Here is a 16,123-nt window from a genome sequence, read left to right as displayed (position 1 = left end):
CCCCTGTAATACCACCGCTACTCCAAAACAAACGACGCTAAAAGAACCGACGATAAAGTTCTCGCCGGAGCTGGCATGCATAGGTATGACGAAAGCGATGAGGGTATACATTTGCTTCGAGCTCGCCCCGATCTGCAAGCCGCTTTAATGCACACCTGAGCGTTGGAATTGCCATTCGTTTAACTGGATTTGTATCGGTTACAAATAAGGCTTTACATGAGTCCTCGCGACAGGCTAAATACTTCTTCAACCATACTTTACACTCGGTGGTGAAGTAAACCTCCCTCTGCTTTGAACCCTTGCCATTTACTATGGCAGAGCAGTTCTCTCAGTTCAGATCCTCAATATTTATCTTCTCCACCTCTCCAATTCTGCATCCTGTGCTGTAGAGAAACTCAAGTAGCGCTCTTTCCCATAATGTCTGACATGAAATCTTCAAATGAATAACATCTTCCTCCATCAAAAACTTAGGAATTCGCTTATCCATTTTTGGTTCACGTAATTTTAGAGAGGGGTTGGAAGATAAATATGTTTCTTCATAGGCAAAACGGAAAAGAGAACGTATTAAACGGATGCGGTGCCCCAGGCTGCTTGGCTTCAATCGATCGGACTGCTTAGCTAGATATACCTTCAGCAGATTCAAGGTGACCTCTGAAATATTGATGTCACCGAGTTCTGTGACCAGCATCTTGAGCTGTAAGGCATAGGCTTTCAATGTATTCGGACTAAACCCCTGGATTCTTTTATCCGCTTCATATTGACGCCAAAGCTCACTTAAAAAATTAGAGCAATTAATTCTAGTTTGCTTCTAATGGGAGGTTTTAGACTGCTTAATTAAACAAGCGTTTCCCGTTAGCGCAATAAGAGATATTAGTTTTGGTAGCAAGTCTCATATTCGCCTTTCATTAACAAACTTTTACAAGCCAAACCATTTTCGTGATAAATCTCTTTACCAATTTCTAATTTGATACTTCTATTCGAATTTGGATAATTAGGTTCGTCATTTAGAATGTACAGTGTATCCTCATCCACCCATTCCATAGAAAAATTACTTTTTGCATCACTATAATAAACAATTTGCACTTTATTCTTCTCATTATTGTTTGTGATTTCAACCCATACATTAACACCGCCTGCTGCACCACCATAAAGTTCATAATAAGCATTAGCCGTATATTCTTCAGTGGGGGATGTTACAGGTCCAGGTCCCTTTTGGTTGAATTCTCTATCAATATCACTAAATGTAAAAAAGTACATTTCATAAAAATAGATTGAAGATGCCAGAACAACCCCTGACAACGTTGCAATCATCAATTTTTTAGGAAAAGCTCTCTTATTAATGAAAAAAATTATAATGTTAGCACATAAAATCAAAAATAATATAACAGTAATGAAAGAAATTAAGAAACCAAATAGAATTAGAATGATAATCCCCCCCTTCTTAAGTTCAATAACAATCATCTCAAATAATGATAATTTAGCAATGCTCTTCTTCAAGTAAACTGCCCGTTAGTTGAACGAATGGCTGTGTGGCAGCCCTTTCTTTTTGAACTATCGTTACCCGTTAGCGTAATGCCATTATGGTTCTTGTGCAGTTAGATTGTGTATAACTATCGCTTCCCAACGCCTGAACATGAATGTGGTCATGAAGTCTCTGATTGCCGAACTTCCATGTTACAGACCATCCATCATTTCCATCTTTGTCATAACCAATGAGTTCTCTTTCACTCCAAGTCTCCGTCCCTGTCGGTATTAACCAAAAAAGAACGGTTTCTGTATTTTTGGGATCGGCATGGATTGTCATCTTACTAACGCCTTTTGGAACAACCCACCACCCTGATTCCTCGGGTAAATCCGTGTATACTCGCAAAAGCTGGGCACGATTATCGTCATGGTTATGTAATTGTCCTATAAGAAAGCTTATTACTAATATTAAATTACATAGCTTCACTTAAAATTCACCCCACTGGTTAATCTACCCAGTAACATGCAAATGTATTAAGTAAAACTGCCTGTTAGTTGAACGAAGGGCTACCTAACGGCAGCCCTGTCAGTATTGAAGTATCGTTGCCCGTTAGTTTAATCATAATTGAGCAAAAAGCTTTAGAAAATTGTGCTATCTTATGCCTGCCTCCGCCAGTTTCTCGTCCAGTTTCGCCCTTGGAATCTCTTCAGGTCTTAAATTAACCAGTCCAATTTCCGAAAAAGAATATATGAAGATATTAGGGGAGATAACTTTGTCACCAAATAAAAGAATAAAACTAAACAAGTCACGCGTGCTTCTGGCGACTATGGAGCGGATCTCGTTAATTCTGAATCCGGAAAAAAAAACATTGTACAAACCAAACACTGGCGGCCACATGTTCGTATTCATCGCGTTACTATTCGCGTGCATCGGCATATTTGCCGGCTCAGCGGCGGGACTCTACGCAGTCCTCGAACTGTGGTTCGGTCTTGGCATGACTTTCGCGGAATGCTGCGTAATGACCGCAGTCTTATTCATAACAGCGGTAATATTAATGTTTAAGGATGCGCGTGAACTTGAGGCGGATTAAATGCAATATAAGCGTCTGTATCCCGCTTGAACAAGCTGAAGGATCAGAGATTAACAGGCTAGAAGAAACTTTCTTGTTCAACTAACGTTCTCCATTTTAAATTGATGTTTATAAATTCTAAAAAACGATCGTTTTATGAACAGAGGGTGATCACCGCATAGAAAAAAACCAGTCCCTGAAACGGACTAGTTTACGCTGCGTTCATTCAACTATCGTTTCCCGTTAGTTCAATGGCGCTTGTTGTAATCCTTTTAGATATAATGTTTTTAATCGTATTGCCATACAAGCTGTCCCTTTCACATTTTTGCTGCATAGATGATTTGCCCCGTATGATAATGGACTTCTCTCACCATCGCTATCATTAGATTGTTTTGGTGTCACACACTATACTACATAAATTTTGGTCGACAAAAATATAAGTTACTCTTTTACTCGTTCTAAACCGGTCGTGGTACGCGGCAAGGTGGTCGACTCCAAGCAGATCAACGGCGTCACATACGTCGCAGCGCGGGCCTACGGTGAGGCGCTCGGTGCAACGGTGACCTGGGATGTCAAGATAAATATCATAACCGTCGAGTAAAGTGAAATCCCCGCTAGCTTCGGCTAGCGGGGATTTTTGTGTTAGCTTAACGGTATAGCATCAATTACCACTATTATAGGTTTTCTTCTTAGCTCCTCAATTTCCTCGTAATCATTAGCCTCTAAATAATATACAAGTCTATCATTTGGCTGGACTATGGTGTTATATACTTGTGCGACGCCGTCCGAAACTGGCTTCGGATTTGGATCCAGATAGCCTCCAGCATCATAAACCCAGGCCCGGATCTTTAAACCTCCTGGTGGTGGAAAAATTCTTATTGTTACCTTTAGTGGCTTGCCGCTAATGTTTGTCCAATCACCTATAGGACCATAGTCCGTAAAATAACCAATTCTCCCAATGGTACGGTGCTTTGAGGTGCGGACTTCCAGATTGTAATCTCCCGGTTTCTCGTCGAGCCATAAACCAGAAGAAGCGGAAGCCGTTCCTGCGGTTATCGAAAACAGACTAAACCCAACCAACGCAGCAGCCATAAACATTTTTATTCTCTTCAAATCCAACACTCACTCTCCCCCAACTAATGGTTGAGTTTATTATCCTACTTGGATAATAATTTGTTAATATGTACCAAGGACTAGTTTTTGTTGATATGTGTCGGTAGAGTTTTATTAATAAAATTTGCCGGTGAATTCTTACGATATTAACCAAGACATCATCACCGCCTGAATAAACATCATTATTCCAATGAATATTAGCCTAGTGTACTTGAGCCTTCGATTTACCTCCCCCATTTTCCCTAGATATTTTAATTCGTTCTCTACGGGGTCTTTCGAATTCTCCATATCAATGGGTACAGGGGATCCAATGAATCTAATCCCGAAAAGTAAAACAAGGCCGATGACAAGAATTCCAAGCAGGGCAATAGTATTTATACGTTTCAGTATGTTTCCTCCGAATCAAAATATAACTAATCACTTCAACGAAAAATGCAGTGGAACGTCTGGCCGTCTGCCGTCCTGTCCTTATTGAACTATCGTTACTCGTTACCTGTTAGTTCAATCAAGAAACGTTCATTACTTGGGTAAGCTATATAGCTCAACGAGGCTGCCGTTTCATGCCGGCAGCCTCGTCCTGGTGATTGTTAAGTTAATGTCCCGTTAGCGTAATAAATCCATTATTTTTTGCTCCAGATATTTTTAAAAAGTTTTGTAACGGTTAAATGTACTATGCCTGTTTCGTTTAATGAGATTTCTTGTATTTCATAAGATTCAGTCGGGAAAATATAGAAAGAAAAATCATCTCCGTCTTTATAGTTTAACCCACTCACACCCGATACTGAACTGGTATAGTTTTTGCTTTTATATTGTGCTGTCATTTTAGCAGTAATAATTGTTGTAAATGAATTTCCGTTTACGGTAGCATGATGCCCCCCTGAAATTAATGAAGCACCTGTTAGAGAATAGTGTCCACTTGACCTAAAACCAATACTATACCCGCCAGAATTTATATTTCCTGTATTATCAATCCAGGATACATATATTCTATGGGTACCATCATTGTATAACTCTTTTCCAATGTTACTTTTTAAATTTGACAGGTCAATCGCAATGGTAAATTCCCCTTGTACAACATGACCGTTTCTATCAGTAAATTTTTTGGTGTTATCCGCAATATAACCTATCCCTCCAGCCCATAAACCAATCAAGCCTGATAACCAAAGAAAAATTACGGCAGTAACTGGTGCCATAATAAATAATACTTTTTTTACTTTCATTTGTTAAACCTCCCTCCTTGAGACTCTGTCGACATAATAAAATTTTTCATAATCCAAGTGTTACGACAACCACATACTTACTTTAACGTATATGTATGGATCTAGTTACGCTCTACTAATGGTCACAATGATGTTCTTTATGATCTTTTATAAATTGATTGAAAAAATAATGAAATTCCACAAACTATATAATGGTATCCTTTCAGGTACGATTGTATCTGTTATTATGTATCTTTGGATGATGAGCACGATGAAGAACTTACTAACTCCTATGCCATGAGACTCCAAATGATTGAACTAACGGGTAACGATAGCTCAATACTCACCAGATCAAGGCTGCCGGCATGGACCGGCAGCCTCGCTGTGTTTTTGGATAAAACCAATTAGAAATATTATGAGCATATTAGAGCACGTCCTCATCTTATTTAATTGATTAATTACTATAATACTTATTTTTCTATACGAAGTTGCGCTATACTGCCCGTTAGCTTAACGAGAGCATGCAGTCTACAACTTTATTTTCACGGTCTAGTACTTTATTTTTCAGTCTAATACTTTGTTTCGCCGAACACCAATAGATAATTGCATTTCTCCGCCCTATGCGTTACACTCTTTATATTGACAAATTTGCAGGTCTACAAAAGGAGGTTCACGCGCCCATGTGCCCCCGCACCAAAGAACAAAATGAGCTTATACGCATGCAGCGCAGAGAACAGATCCTGGACTTCGCTGCGCGCACCTACTTCCGCACAGGCGGCAGCTTTGATATTCGCGACGTCGCCCGCGAGGCCAAGCTCGGTTACGGCACGGTTTACCATTATTACCCCAACCGGCATTTACTAATAGAAGATGTGCTGGGCAGTGGCTTCGACCGATGCGAGCAAGTCCTGGCAGAATGGGCGAACATCAGCCGCGGCACCCCGGATAACAGGAAGCTATTGACGTATTGCAAGGTGCTGCTCCGGCTGTGGCAGTCGGACGCCCGCGCATATCTCGTCTACAAAATGGCGGCGGAACATTATGCAGGCTTGCCTGAGAAGGATCGGTACCCTGCCAAGAGTCGATTCATGGAACAGCTGTACGTTCCGCTTCAATCGATCGCCCAGCGCGAAGACGACAGCGTCGACTATATGCTTGCCGTGCTGGTCGGCTGTTGCGGGCTGAACTACTATGCGAGCACTTCCGAGCTGGATGTCGATCGAATCGCCCAGCTCGCGATGCAAGCTATTACGAAGGAGTCCTGATACAAACATGGTCATCTTAAAAAGCAGGCATGAAATCGAGGCCATCCGCAAGGCAAGCCAAGTGGTGGCCGAATGCCATCGCACGATCGCCCCGCTCATCAAACCAGGCATCACGACGAACGAGATTGAGCGCATATTCGAGGAAATTATTTTGAAGCACGGCGCCAAGCCATACACGAAGGGCTACAATGGCTATCAATATGCGACCTGTGCCTCCGTCAACGACGTGATCGCACATGGCTTCCCTACAGATAAGCCACTTGAGGAAGGCGATATCGTGACGATCGACACGGTCGCGGAGCTCGACGGCTGGCTCGGCGATTCAGCCTGGAGCTATGCGGTCGGGAAGATCTCGCCGACGGCCGAGAAGCTGATGCGCGTCACGAAGGAATGCCTTGACCTCGGCATCGGGCAGGCGCAACCCGGCAATCGGCTCGGCGACGTGACGAGCGCGATCCAGCGGCATGCCGAATCGAACGGCTTCGGCGTCGTGCGCGACCTTCTCGCCCATGGCATCGGTCGGGACCTGCACGAGGCGCCGAACTATATACATATCGGCAAGCCTGGTAATGGCCTCCGCATCAAGGAAGGCATGGTGTTCACGATCGAGCCCATGATCACCGAAGGCACCTACTACATGACAATCGATCCGGACGGCTGGACCGCCCGGACGCTGGACCGCAAGCTCGCCGCCCAATACGAGCATACGATCGCCATCACCTCTGAAGGTCCACAAATCCTGACCGCGCAATAGAATAATTAGAGGCCGACCAACGAGATGGTCGACCTCTTTTTTACGTATTCAGCGTAGTATCTTTCTTCATCCGATACTTGCGTTCATCTGCTCTCTTATAGAGTCCCAAGGAGCTGGTGCAGGTTTGCGAACAGCATATCATCAAGGATCGTGATGAGGCGGCTCTCCTGGAAGCGATCACAAGCCAGTACGACGAATTCATCTCCCGTCAACCACGCGACAAAATCGGAAACGCCGGCTGAATCGGACAATAACCGGGCCAGATGATACAATACAAGATCTCCCGCATGATGGCCATGAGTGTCTTTAATCGAGCATTTCTGTCCTTTAGTTCGATTGCGCTCCGTTGCGTTATCATGCCCGTTAGCTTAATAAAATGAGCAGACCCTCACAGAGCCTGCTCATTCATGTGTATTATTCAACTATCGTACCCGTTAGTTCAATCGCTTACTATTTGTTAAGTGTAGATTCTGAAAGTTGTCCGTTACTAGCATATCCCAATACCCTTCCCTTGATAATGGTGACAGGTAAAGAACCATAGATTTGACTGTCAATACTTCTCCACCACGTATCACCCAAAACAAAGAGATGTCCTTCAGGCACTTTAACCTTATCCATTTCCATGTTGAAGTATTCTTTCATGGTTTTCTGGCATGATACATCACATTGAGCTGTACCTGGCTTATTGACTGTCTTAAAATACTCTTCTTCTTCGAGTCCCCAACTGAGAGCCTTACCATAGAAGGTATCTAACCTTTTATCGTTAACATAAACTTGGCCTTTTTTTATTTCAATTTCTTCGCCTGGAAGAGCTATAACCCTTGCAATATTATACTCGGGCGGATTTAGCTGTGGATATTTGTTCTTATCAATTGTTGGGGTTTTATAGTAAATTACATCGCCGCGATTAATATCATTCTGATTGAAATACTTCGGGTCGACAGCGCGCCGGCGGTCATGCAGCACTAGCAGGATGATCATCCCCATCATCACACCCAAGACGATGCCGGCCTCTGTGGTCAAAATTCGTGCCAGCGGGTACTCCGGGGAGTACTGTGAATCGGGGCGAATGGCGGAAAAGAGGTTATAAGAGAACAGCATTCCCGACGAGATCCATACCGCCGCCATAGGGGGTAGGAATCTCCGAGTCCCACGGCGGGAGGTCATCACCATCAGGCCCCACGCCCCCGCGATGGCCCACACGCCAGTACTCAAAGTCAGGAGGTGCCACCATATATCACGGTGATTCAGCATGGCCTGGTCGATGCCGAGGGTGCCACCCGCCGCCCAGAACACCTTGATGACGCCGAGCAGGATACAGCCGGCAGCGACGAGCCTAGCCGAGGAAACTTGCAGCTGTCGGGTGTGTCCCGGCAGCTCCGCGTAGTCGGTCGGTCCGCCCATCGCCTCGGGCCACCGCGCCTTGGCGTAACCTGCCAAGGCAAGTGGCAGGCAAATGCCGACCCCGGCCAGCGAGATCATGACGAAGATCTGCTCGTATGCCCAGAAGTGGGCGGCGCCAGCCTCCTTATCCCGGGTCATGGCGGCCGGTCCGAGCACTGGTGCCAACAACAGCATGGGTACGAGCAGACCGGTGCCCATCCATACGGGAAGAGCAACCAGCCACGCTGGCAGCCGTTCACCCCACGGCCTGCAGAACGCCATCGCCAGCAGGATACCCACCGCAGCGATCACCGCGGTTGCTGCGTTGATCGCTCGCCAACTGGAGTCGCCCATTTGCTCGGTTGGAAGAAAGAGACCAAAAGTCCAGACAATTTTTATAAGCAGATATGGCGTCACCGCTATGGCGGCGCCATATCCGCAGATTCTACGCATCTTCCCTAATCGTGAGGCCGGTGGCTCTGTCATTACTTTCATGTCGTCATCACCTGCTTTCTTGTAACTTCGTCAATTGTAAAACCAGCATGAAAATACATGTATGCGGATCGAGTTGCTAATCAATAACGAAGCCTTAATTACTTCTACTCATCTTTTTCTGCATCCTGAAGTGCATCATTTTGTTCTCTAGTTTCATAATATCTTATGCGCTCAGAAGAGACATCTGATATTGGATGGAGAAGACTCTAGACTTTAGTCCGGTTTTTAACAATTTATCCATGCGTATTTCACGTGTACAGATATTAGATAAAGTTTTATTATACATTAAACTGCGTTCCGCTATTTGGATAATGTTACCGATAATTATGATTATACTAAACTGCCCGTTAGCTTAACAAAGAAAGGGAGCAGCTGCCGCAGCAAACTACTCCATGTTTGTTCAACTATCGTTTCCCGTTAGTTGAATAATTGTAGATTCTGCTCAGCTAGAACGCTCTTGCTATTTCCCAGCTACAATATACTCCTCCATATTTTTTAGAATATAGGTTCATAAGCTCACTCTGATAATCAATAAGCGCCAGCGCCTCTGTCTTTGTAACTTGGTAAACGGAAGTATCCTGATCTTTGCTTTGAAGCCTCAACGTGAATCCCGTTCCCCCGATTTCCTCTTCGAACTGTTTGTTCTGGTTATTTGGTATCTCAAGCATGTGCGAAATATGACAAGTGTTATTATTATATAGATTAATGTCAGTTGATTGCACTTTTAGCTCATTGGCATATTGACGTGCTGACCGCTCTGTCTCTGTCTCGAAGACACCTGCGAGCCCTTCTTCAAAAACATTGTCTATATGTATACGATCATAATCAAGGATCCAACTGCGGTACTGGTGATACAATGGCAGTAAGCTTTCTTTACTCACCCCATATACATCACAACCACGGTCATCGTAAATATACAACAAGATTTGTTTGGTTGAATTAAATAGCATTACGTTGCCGTGTACGCGCGGTTTCCTGCCAAAATCTTGATTAGCAAGAGCAATTAGCAGGTATGACATTCGTATGTCTTCGAACTTCACTCGAACTCGATACTCGCTGGTTACCATTTGTGCATCGTCTTCATATTCGTAGGGAATCACTTGGTGTTCTAGATGTTTTACTGTTTGTTTTGTTTTAAAAAAACGGTGCATATCAAGTTTGTCGTGCTTACTTTTTTCTTTCAAGTAGCTAATGCGATTGATCACATGAACTTCGTCATTTTTTGAAAAGAGAAAGTTACATATGCTGTTCGAGCGTTGCATTACCTCATTAACGTATGCTTTTTCCTCAAGACCAACTGGTCCAAGTTCAAATCTTATCCAGTATTTTTGCTTGAACATATTATTAACTACACTGGTTTTCATATGCTGCCCTTTCGTTAACACGTAATTTTTTTGTTAACTTGTTAACTGTTCGTGTTTCCATGAACCTCTTAGCTATCAAGCTTATTGCAAGTTTTACGGAGTATTGGGCTAACACTTGGAGCCCCTACGCTATTGAACTATAGTTTCCCGTTAATTCAATCATTCACCATAAACGAGGTTTAATCTAAAAAAACTTTATTATTCTTTGGTGTCACGATTAGATTTTGATAACTCCAACAATGATTCTTTTGCTACATTTCGCACATTAAGATTTTCATGATTTTCATATCTGATAAAAATTGGTACGTACTTTAAATTAAAAGTAGAGCCCAAAGCATAAATTGCATCTGCGAGTAGTTCGAATTCGATTAATTCGATTTTTTCTGCCAAATAATCTAATGAATCCTTTGAATAATCAGTTAATAATTGCAAAACATCTTCTTTAACTTCTTTGTCATGATTTTCAAACAAGTGTTTTTCTAAGAGAACTATTATCTCATCAAAAAAAGGCAAGTTGTATCCAAAATAAGGGTCTAGGTATTTATCTAAGCAAAATAATATACTTCTTTTTTCATTAACATTAGCACTTTTTAAGATTTCACCGATTGCATCTACACCTTTTTTAACAATATCCTGATGTTTCTTAGTATACGATATCAACATAACCACCACCTTATAATTATGACAATTGCATTAAACAAATCTGCCCGTTAGCGTAACGAAGAGTACCATGCAACAGCCCTTTCGGTGTTCAACTATCGTGTTCCGTTCAAAGCAAACACACCTTCTTGATTTGATTTAAGGCTCGATGTAAAAGTATGTCCATACTCTAGTCCCGATGTTGGATAGCGCTTCTAAGCTATTTTCAAGACTGCCAATTTCCATGCGTCCAAAATTATTGATAATAAATTCATAATAAAGTGCTGTTGGGACGATCTTTAGTCTTTATCTTTACCCTCTGTTATGACAATTGCACCAGATTTGTATAGTGCAACGGGCAGATCAATAGATTTCCGTAATATGGTAGATTTAAGGTAGATCAAAGATGGGAGTGAAGATTGAATGAGACGACGGTTTATACTTTTAGTTTGTGGATTTTTACTGCTGACACTGCTCCTGCCCTTTCAGGCAGCCGTCGCTGAGGTCGATTCCGTGGTGGCAGCAGTGAGTTCGAAATCGGGTGTAACGATGGTTGCAGCAGGACACAGTCATAGTCTGGCTCTTAAAGAGGACGGAACCGTCTGGGCGTGGGGAGGAAGTTTCACACTCGGCAACGGAATCCCGTATTCCAGTGCCACTCCCGTTCAGGCAAAAGATCTCGATTCGGTGACCGCCGTAGCTGCAGGTGGCAATCATAGTTTGGCGCTCAAAAGCGACGGAACCGTCTGGGCGTGGGGAATGAATGAGTATGGTGTACTCGGCGAAGACCCATATAAAACAAGTTGGCGTTTAACCCCCGTTCAAGTGCAGGGTCTCAGTTCGGTAGTCGCCATCTCTGCGAGCGGTCAACATAATTTGGCGCTCAAAAGCGACGGAACCGTTTGGGCGTGGGGAATGAATAGCGCTGGGGAACTCGGCAATGGAACAACGTCAGACATTTATACTTCCTTCTATACTCCATCTCAGGTACGAGGTCTCGATTCGGTGACCGCCGTAGCTGCGGGTACTGGCACTAGTTTGGCGGTCAAAAGCGACGGAACCCTCTGGGCGTGGGGAGGTACGGTCGGCGATGGAACAACTGAAATCCGTTCTAACCCCGTCCAAGTACAGGGTCTCAGTTCGGTAGTCTCCTTCGATGCGGGAAATGGCCGTTTCGTGGTCAAAAGCGACGGAACCGTCTGGGCATGGGGATGGAATGGTTATGGCGTGCTCGGCGATGGAACAAACACAGACCGTTATACCCCTGTTCAAGTAGTGCAGGAACTCGGTTCGATGGCCGCCATCGCTGCGGACGAATGGCATAGTTTGGCGCTTAAAAGCGACGGAACCGTCTGGGAATGGGGATGCAATTTGAAAGGCAGTGAATGTTACGAATCTGACATTCGTACCACTCCTGTTCAAGTGCAAGATCTCAGTTCGGCGGTAAACATAGCCGCGGGTTTTGAGCATAGTTTGGCGGTCAAAAGCGACGGAACCGTCTGGGCGTGGGGATGGAATGGTTCTGGTCAACTGGGCGATGCAGCAAGGTCATACCATTCTATTCCCGTACTAGTTCTAGGACTTAGCGAGTCCAGTCCCAACACTCCTGAAGCGCCGCAGTGGCCTGAAGGCGACTTGCTGACGGTTACCGATGTGAACTATAACAGCGTACGCCTGAATTGGCAGCCGGCCACAGATGATACGGGTGTATACAAGTACTATGTATACAAAGACAATGCGCTGCGGGCTGCCCTGGACGGAGACGTGAACAGCTATGAAGTGAAGGGGCTGTCTCCAAATTCGTCCTACCTCTTTTCTCTAGTCGCCATCGATGCCTATGACAACCAAAGTGTGAAACAAGAAGTGACGGTCACTACTTCTGCATATACGGCTCCCGGCTCTTTTCAGCTTTCCGATTCCAAAACTTATTCCGATGGCTGGTACAATTATGAGTTTTCGTTATATTACGGGTACATTTCGTCCTCAGGACAAGAGTTGATTGGATCTTGGAGCCCCCCTGAAGGTTTCCATGGAGTCGTTAAGGTCTCCATGGCTTCCCCGGAAGGGGAAGATTATGACCTAAGTCTGGAGACTGTGGGCGAGGGTAACCGATTGCCGGAAGATACGACGTTACTTACAAATGGTACCGAGTACAGTGCTACCGAGGTGCCCGGAGGGTACAGAGCAGAGTGGAGAGTTAAGGGACATACTGGCAATGATTATAGTCCGGATAAGAAAGTTTTCGTCTATGTCAGCATCAAATATGACAATCACTGAAGATATCGCTATGTTTACGGAAACTTAATGGCCGGCCGCGAGGTCTCCCCCCGGCCTTTCAGTTGCGCTATGCTTCTTTTAACTATCGTTACCCGTTAGTTGAACGCCAACTATAACTAAAAGAAGGCGGTTTAATACTAGCGAAGTCTCTATGTACTAAAGCAAATCTGTTATCTGGATCCCACAATGGTTTTGAAAAAGTAATCACCTCGTTTTCCCCGCGGGGAGTAAGCTCTTTCTTAATATCTACCTTTACATCGAGGATTTCCATATCAGATATTTCATCAAAAAAGCTATCCAGCGCTAACTCGTCGCCTTCGTCTACATCATAGAACATTGTTGACGTCGTTCCTTTAAGGTGTAATAAATCGTGCTCATCGATTGCCCATTTGAACTTTTCCACAATATTTTGGCATGGATGAGCAAAGCACAACCAACCTTCACCACTGGGGAGGAAAGTAACAATAACATCCTCCATAGCTCCTGGAGCATATAAGTAATCTAAGGACCACAAACCAGTAATTCGCATTTCTAAAGACAACGTATTCCCTCCGTATTCATTGGAATAAGTAACCGGCATTAGACAGGCTTTCCTTGCATTTTATTGCGCTATCGTACCTGTTAGCGTAGCGATCTGGCCATTCCTCGCGGGACGGCCTTTCTGAGTTGTTTTTCCTTTAATAATTAAACATACAAGAGAGAGGGGTTACTCTTGATTTGTGCTCAAAGTAACCCTAAGCTATGTTGAACCGATGAAAACCGTGACTTGTTTGAATATATGTTACGGTTCTCCTTAACAGGTTTACCGGCGAAAAAATGAAAGGAGTGCCTCGGCAGCCCCTTTCGTAGAATTTTACTATACAGCTCTTTTTAAATAGTGTTTCTATAGATGTCTTAACTTTTCCGGATTTGCGACAGTATAAATCGCTTCGATCTTATGATCCCGATAAGCAAAAGAATAAATATATTGAATCCCTTCATCCAAACGAATGCGGATTCCGGGGAGCCCATTCACCATGAGTAACGAGTACGTAAATTGACCCGCATGCATGTTGATCACATTTTGATGAAGCTTCAGCACTTGCTCAAACCCGACAACAGGCACTTGTGCCGCGCTTACTTTGCCTCCGCCGTCCGAGTAGAGCACAACATTCTCACTAACCAGTTCAAGAAGCTTCGTCGTATTTCCTTGCAACAGCGAATTCACAAACTCTTTAATCCTATCCTCCGCAATGGAAACCGACGGTTGTTGGTCCGGGTCGAAATGGATGCTTTTTTTGGCGCGGTGGAAAATTTGCCGGCAATTCGCACTGCTTTTACCGACTATATCGGCAATCTCTTCAAACGAATAATGAAATATCTCTCGAAGAAGAAAAACCGCCCTTTCCGTTGCACTCAATTGCTGCAGAAGCAGAAGATAAGCCGTGGAAATCGACTCCGACCGCAAATACCTATTAGATGGATCGTTGTCCGAAGACCCTTTTTCAATCAGGGGCTCCGGAAGCCATGGACCGACGTACATTTCCCGTTTTTTGGCTGACGAGCGCAGAAGATCAAGACAACGATTCGTTACAATTTTGTATAGGAATGCCCTTTCGTTACGGATTGTCCCGACGTCGTACATTCCGTCATAGCTCAAAAAAGTATCTTGTACGATATCTTCCGCATCCATGACGCTGCCGAGCATTCGATAGGCTAACGAAAACAGCTCCGTTTTATGACGTTTATATAATTCCTCTGTGCTCATTAAAGGCATTCCTCTCCTTACTCTCAAGGGAGAGCATGTGTTGTATGGCTCTTTTGGCGCTTGCCGTCGCGGCATCAACCAATACTTCACCGTGCGATGCCCATTCTCCTGCTACATATAATCCTTGTATTTCCGGGACAGCGGGTCCGGGATTCTCATGACGTTTCATATGCATAAAGTCGTGACAAACCGTCATTTTAGGAAGGTATTGCTTGACAATCAATTCTCCCCGCCATCCCGGTTGCATCAAATCCAGCACGCCTTCCAGTTCTTGTAAATCTTTATCCGGGTCCGGTTCTTTCCCTTGGTACTTAATGAGCGATATGACTTGCGCGCCATCGTCGCTTAGATAAGCCGCACGCGAATAATTGCTAAGAAGCACGGTCTGATCAATCCCGTAAGCAAATTGTTGTTTAGGCTTGGGAAGTCGTTTCAAGGCCACATCCAGGCAAGCTGCGTTGACCTCAATCGCTTGTTCTTTCCAGATATGAAGGGCGTTTTTTTCTGCAAAGGGCACCAACTGATTGGCAATAGAAGGCGATGTGGCAAGGATAACATGGTGCGTATCGATTTTCGTTCCGTCTTCAAAGAGAACCTGCCGCACGATCCCGCCACGGGTATCGATGGACGAGACTTTGGTATTTGTTAATAACCGTACTCCCAGGTCGGATGCCTTTTTCCGCAATTCCTCGATCAATTCGCCCCAGCCACGATCCAGGTACAACGCGCCTTTAAGGGCATTCTGCAGCTGTTTCAATACAGGACCCGCGGCTGGCAAATCCGGCCCGACCACATAACTGGCGGCACGAAGTAACGAATAAAAGATATTGCGCACCATGGGATCTCGCAAATTCCCTTCTACCCATTCGCGGATACTGATCCGGTCAAATTGACGAGTATCCGCTTTTTTAACTTTCATAAGACAGGAAGCAAACTCCATCTTTCCTTTCCAAGACAACAGCGGGGTCGTAAACAAGGATTTCATATCCGAAGGCAAGGTGTTCAATTTCCCTTTCCAAACGCCATAAGCGAACGATGAAGGCCGCTTTCCTTGCAAGGTCAGCCCCAATTCCCGGAAAGTCTCGTACGCATCTCCCTTATACAAGGAATGCGCCCCTAAATTGAAGTAAGCTCCTTTTTTCTTATTGGAAATGGCTCGGCCGCCTATGCGATTCTGTTTTTCAATGACCACCGTTTGTTTCCCAGCTATGGCTGCGTAAATTGCTGCGGTTAAACCCGCAATCCCTCCACCAACCACGACCACATCAACCTTTTGCATCGCTCATCATCCCTTTCAAATTTTACCTGTATGACGGGCAAGGGATGTGAAGTGTGACAGAAAAGCAAAAAAAA

At 44.4% G+C, this 16,123-nt stretch carries 16 protein-coding genes; 4 read left to right on the top strand and 12 right to left on the bottom strand.

Annotation, left to right across the window (positions count from 1 at the left end):
• Window positions 1–37 precede the first annotated feature (37 nt).
• The 3 genes from MRBLPE1_RS11420 to MRBLPE1_RS11410 all read right to left on the bottom strand — a co-directional run bounded on the left by MRBLPE1_RS11420 (window position 38) and on the right by MRBLPE1_RS11410 (window position 1,497).
• The gene (locus MRBLPE1_RS11420; RefSeq protein WP_364147234.1) at window positions 38–313 is read right to left on the bottom strand and encodes a tyrosine-type recombinase/integrase; all 276 of its coding nucleotides are present in this window, start codon (window positions 311–313) and stop codon (window positions 38–40) included.
• A 15-nt stretch (window positions 314–328) separates the two neighbouring features.
• On the bottom strand, window positions 329–739 hold the full coding sequence (locus MRBLPE1_RS11415) for a tyrosine-type recombinase/integrase (RefSeq protein ID WP_414698880.1): 411 nt from the start codon (window positions 737–739) through the stop codon (window positions 329–331).
• Between the two features lie 131 nt (window positions 740–870).
• Window positions 871–1,497 (bottom strand): DUF5412 family protein, encoded by a 627-nt coding sequence (locus tag MRBLPE1_RS11410; protein WP_364145365.1) that lies wholly within the window; start codon window positions 1,495–1,497, stop codon window positions 871–873.
• Between the two features lie 740 nt (window positions 1,498–2,237).
• Here MRBLPE1_RS11410 and MRBLPE1_RS11405 point away from each other — a divergent pair.
• Complete coding sequence (locus MRBLPE1_RS11405) at window positions 2,238–2,555, top strand: hypothetical protein (protein WP_364145363.1); 318 nt, start codon at window positions 2,238–2,240, stop codon at window positions 2,553–2,555.
• A 621-nt stretch (window positions 2,556–3,176) separates the two neighbouring features.
• Here the strand turns inward: MRBLPE1_RS11405 and MRBLPE1_RS11395 are convergent.
• Complete coding sequence (locus MRBLPE1_RS11395; protein WP_364145359.1) at window positions 3,177–3,653, bottom strand: hypothetical protein; 477 nt, start codon at window positions 3,651–3,653, stop codon at window positions 3,177–3,179.
• A 614-nt stretch (window positions 3,654–4,267) separates the two neighbouring features.
• Entirely contained in the window at window positions 4,268–4,867 is a 600-nt protein-coding gene (locus MRBLPE1_RS11390) for a hypothetical protein (RefSeq protein WP_364145357.1), read from the bottom strand.
• A gap of 659 nt (window positions 4,868–5,526) precedes the next feature.
• Between MRBLPE1_RS11390 and MRBLPE1_RS11385 the strand changes: the two genes are divergently transcribed.
• Window positions 5,527–6,111 carry a TetR/AcrR family transcriptional regulator gene (locus MRBLPE1_RS11385; RefSeq protein ID WP_364145355.1) on the top strand — a complete coding sequence of 195 codons (585 nt, stop codon included), beginning with the start codon at window positions 5,527–5,529 and terminating at the stop codon, window positions 6,109–6,111.
• A 7-nt stretch (window positions 6,112–6,118) separates the two neighbouring features.
• Window positions 6,119–6,865: a type I methionyl aminopeptidase gene (gene map, locus MRBLPE1_RS11380; protein ID WP_364145353.1), complete on the top strand. Its 747-nt coding sequence runs from the start codon at window positions 6,119–6,121 to the stop codon at window positions 6,863–6,865.
• Between the two features lie 95 nt (window positions 6,866–6,960).
• Here the strand turns inward: map and MRBLPE1_RS11375 are convergent, their stop codons facing one another.
• The 4 genes from MRBLPE1_RS11375 to MRBLPE1_RS11360 all read right to left on the bottom strand — a co-directional run bounded on the left by MRBLPE1_RS11375 (window position 6,961) and on the right by MRBLPE1_RS11360 (window position 10,770).
• On the bottom strand, window positions 6,961–7,176 hold the full coding sequence (locus MRBLPE1_RS11375) for a diguanylate cyclase domain-containing protein (RefSeq protein WP_364147230.1): 216 nt from the start codon (window positions 7,174–7,176) through the stop codon (window positions 6,961–6,963).
• 139 nt (window positions 7,177–7,315) lie between these two features.
• Window positions 7,316–8,743: a signal peptidase I gene (lepB, locus tag MRBLPE1_RS11370; protein ID WP_364145351.1), complete on the bottom strand. Its 1,428-nt coding sequence runs from the start codon at window positions 8,741–8,743 to the stop codon at window positions 7,316–7,318.
• Window positions 8,744–9,189: 446 nt separating this feature from the next.
• Window positions 9,190–10,107, bottom strand: coding sequence for a DUF3885 domain-containing protein (locus MRBLPE1_RS11365; RefSeq protein WP_364145349.1), 918 nt, complete (start codon window positions 10,105–10,107; stop codon window positions 9,190–9,192).
• Window positions 10,108–10,305: 198 nt separating this feature from the next.
• Complete coding sequence (locus MRBLPE1_RS11360; RefSeq protein WP_364145347.1) at window positions 10,306–10,770, bottom strand: hypothetical protein; 465 nt, start codon at window positions 10,768–10,770, stop codon at window positions 10,306–10,308.
• Between the two features lie 501 nt (window positions 10,771–11,271).
• Between MRBLPE1_RS11360 and MRBLPE1_RS11355 the strand changes: the two genes are divergently transcribed.
• Window positions 11,272–13,023, top strand: a complete 1,752-nt coding sequence (locus MRBLPE1_RS11355; protein ID WP_364145345.1) for a fibronectin type III domain-containing protein — start codon at window positions 11,272–11,274, stop codon at window positions 13,021–13,023.
• Between the two features lie 88 nt (window positions 13,024–13,111).
• Here the strand turns inward: MRBLPE1_RS11355 and MRBLPE1_RS11350 are convergent, their stop codons facing one another.
• The 3 genes from MRBLPE1_RS11350 to MRBLPE1_RS11340 all read right to left on the bottom strand — a co-directional run bounded on the left by MRBLPE1_RS11350 (window position 13,112) and on the right by MRBLPE1_RS11340 (window position 16,049).
• Entirely contained in the window at window positions 13,112–13,564 is a 453-nt protein-coding gene (locus MRBLPE1_RS11350) for a hypothetical protein (protein WP_364145343.1), read from the bottom strand.
• Between the two features lie 342 nt (window positions 13,565–13,906).
• Window positions 13,907–14,770: an RNA polymerase sigma-70 factor gene (locus MRBLPE1_RS11345; RefSeq protein ID WP_364145341.1), complete on the bottom strand. Its 864-nt coding sequence runs from the start codon at window positions 14,768–14,770 to the stop codon at window positions 13,907–13,909.
• Window positions 14,748–16,049: an NAD(P)/FAD-dependent oxidoreductase gene (locus MRBLPE1_RS11340; protein WP_364145339.1), complete on the bottom strand. Its 1,302-nt coding sequence runs from the start codon at window positions 16,047–16,049 to the stop codon at window positions 14,748–14,750. The genes MRBLPE1_RS11345 and MRBLPE1_RS11340 overlap by 23 nt, the downstream gene beginning before the upstream one ends.
• Between the last annotated feature and the right edge of the window lie 74 nt (window positions 16,050–16,123).

The organism is Paenibacillus sp. LPE1-1-1.1, from assembly GCF_040676435.1.
Classification (GTDB): domain Bacteria; phylum Bacillota; class Bacilli; order Paenibacillales; family Paenibacillaceae; genus Pristimantibacillus.
Note: the sequence above shows the minus strand (reverse complement) of the source record. Positions and strands in the feature narration are given on the sequence as shown.

Excerpts from the sequence above, each read along its gene's own strand:
- MRBLPE1_RS11390 (WP_364145357.1), bottom strand. The coding sequence starts at position 4,867 with ATGAAAGTAAAAAAAGTATTATTTATTATGGCACCAGTTACTGCCGTA.
- MRBLPE1_RS11385 (WP_364145355.1), top strand. The coding sequence starts at position 5,527 with ATGTGCCCCCGCACCAAAGAACAAAATGAGCTTATACGCATGCAGCGC.
- map (WP_364145353.1), top strand. The coding sequence starts at position 6,119 with ATGGTCATCTTAAAAAGCAGGCATGAAATCGAGGCCATCCGCAAGGCA.
- lepB (WP_364145351.1), bottom strand. The coding sequence starts at position 8,743 with ATGAAAGTAATGACAGAGCCACCGGCCTCACGATTAGGGAAGATGCGT.
- MRBLPE1_RS11365 (WP_364145349.1), bottom strand. The coding sequence starts at position 10,107 with ATGAAAACCAGTGTAGTTAATAATATGTTCAAGCAAAAATACTGGATA.
- MRBLPE1_RS11360 (WP_364145347.1), bottom strand. The coding sequence starts at position 10,770 with ATGTTGATATCGTATACTAAGAAACATCAGGATATTGTTAAAAAAGGT.
- MRBLPE1_RS11345 (WP_364145341.1), bottom strand. The coding sequence starts at position 14,770 with ATGAGCACAGAGGAATTATATAAACGTCATAAAACGGAGCTGTTTTCG.
- MRBLPE1_RS11340 (WP_364145339.1), bottom strand. The coding sequence starts at position 16,049 with ATGCAAAAGGTTGATGTGGTCGTGGTTGGTGGAGGGATTGCGGGTTTA.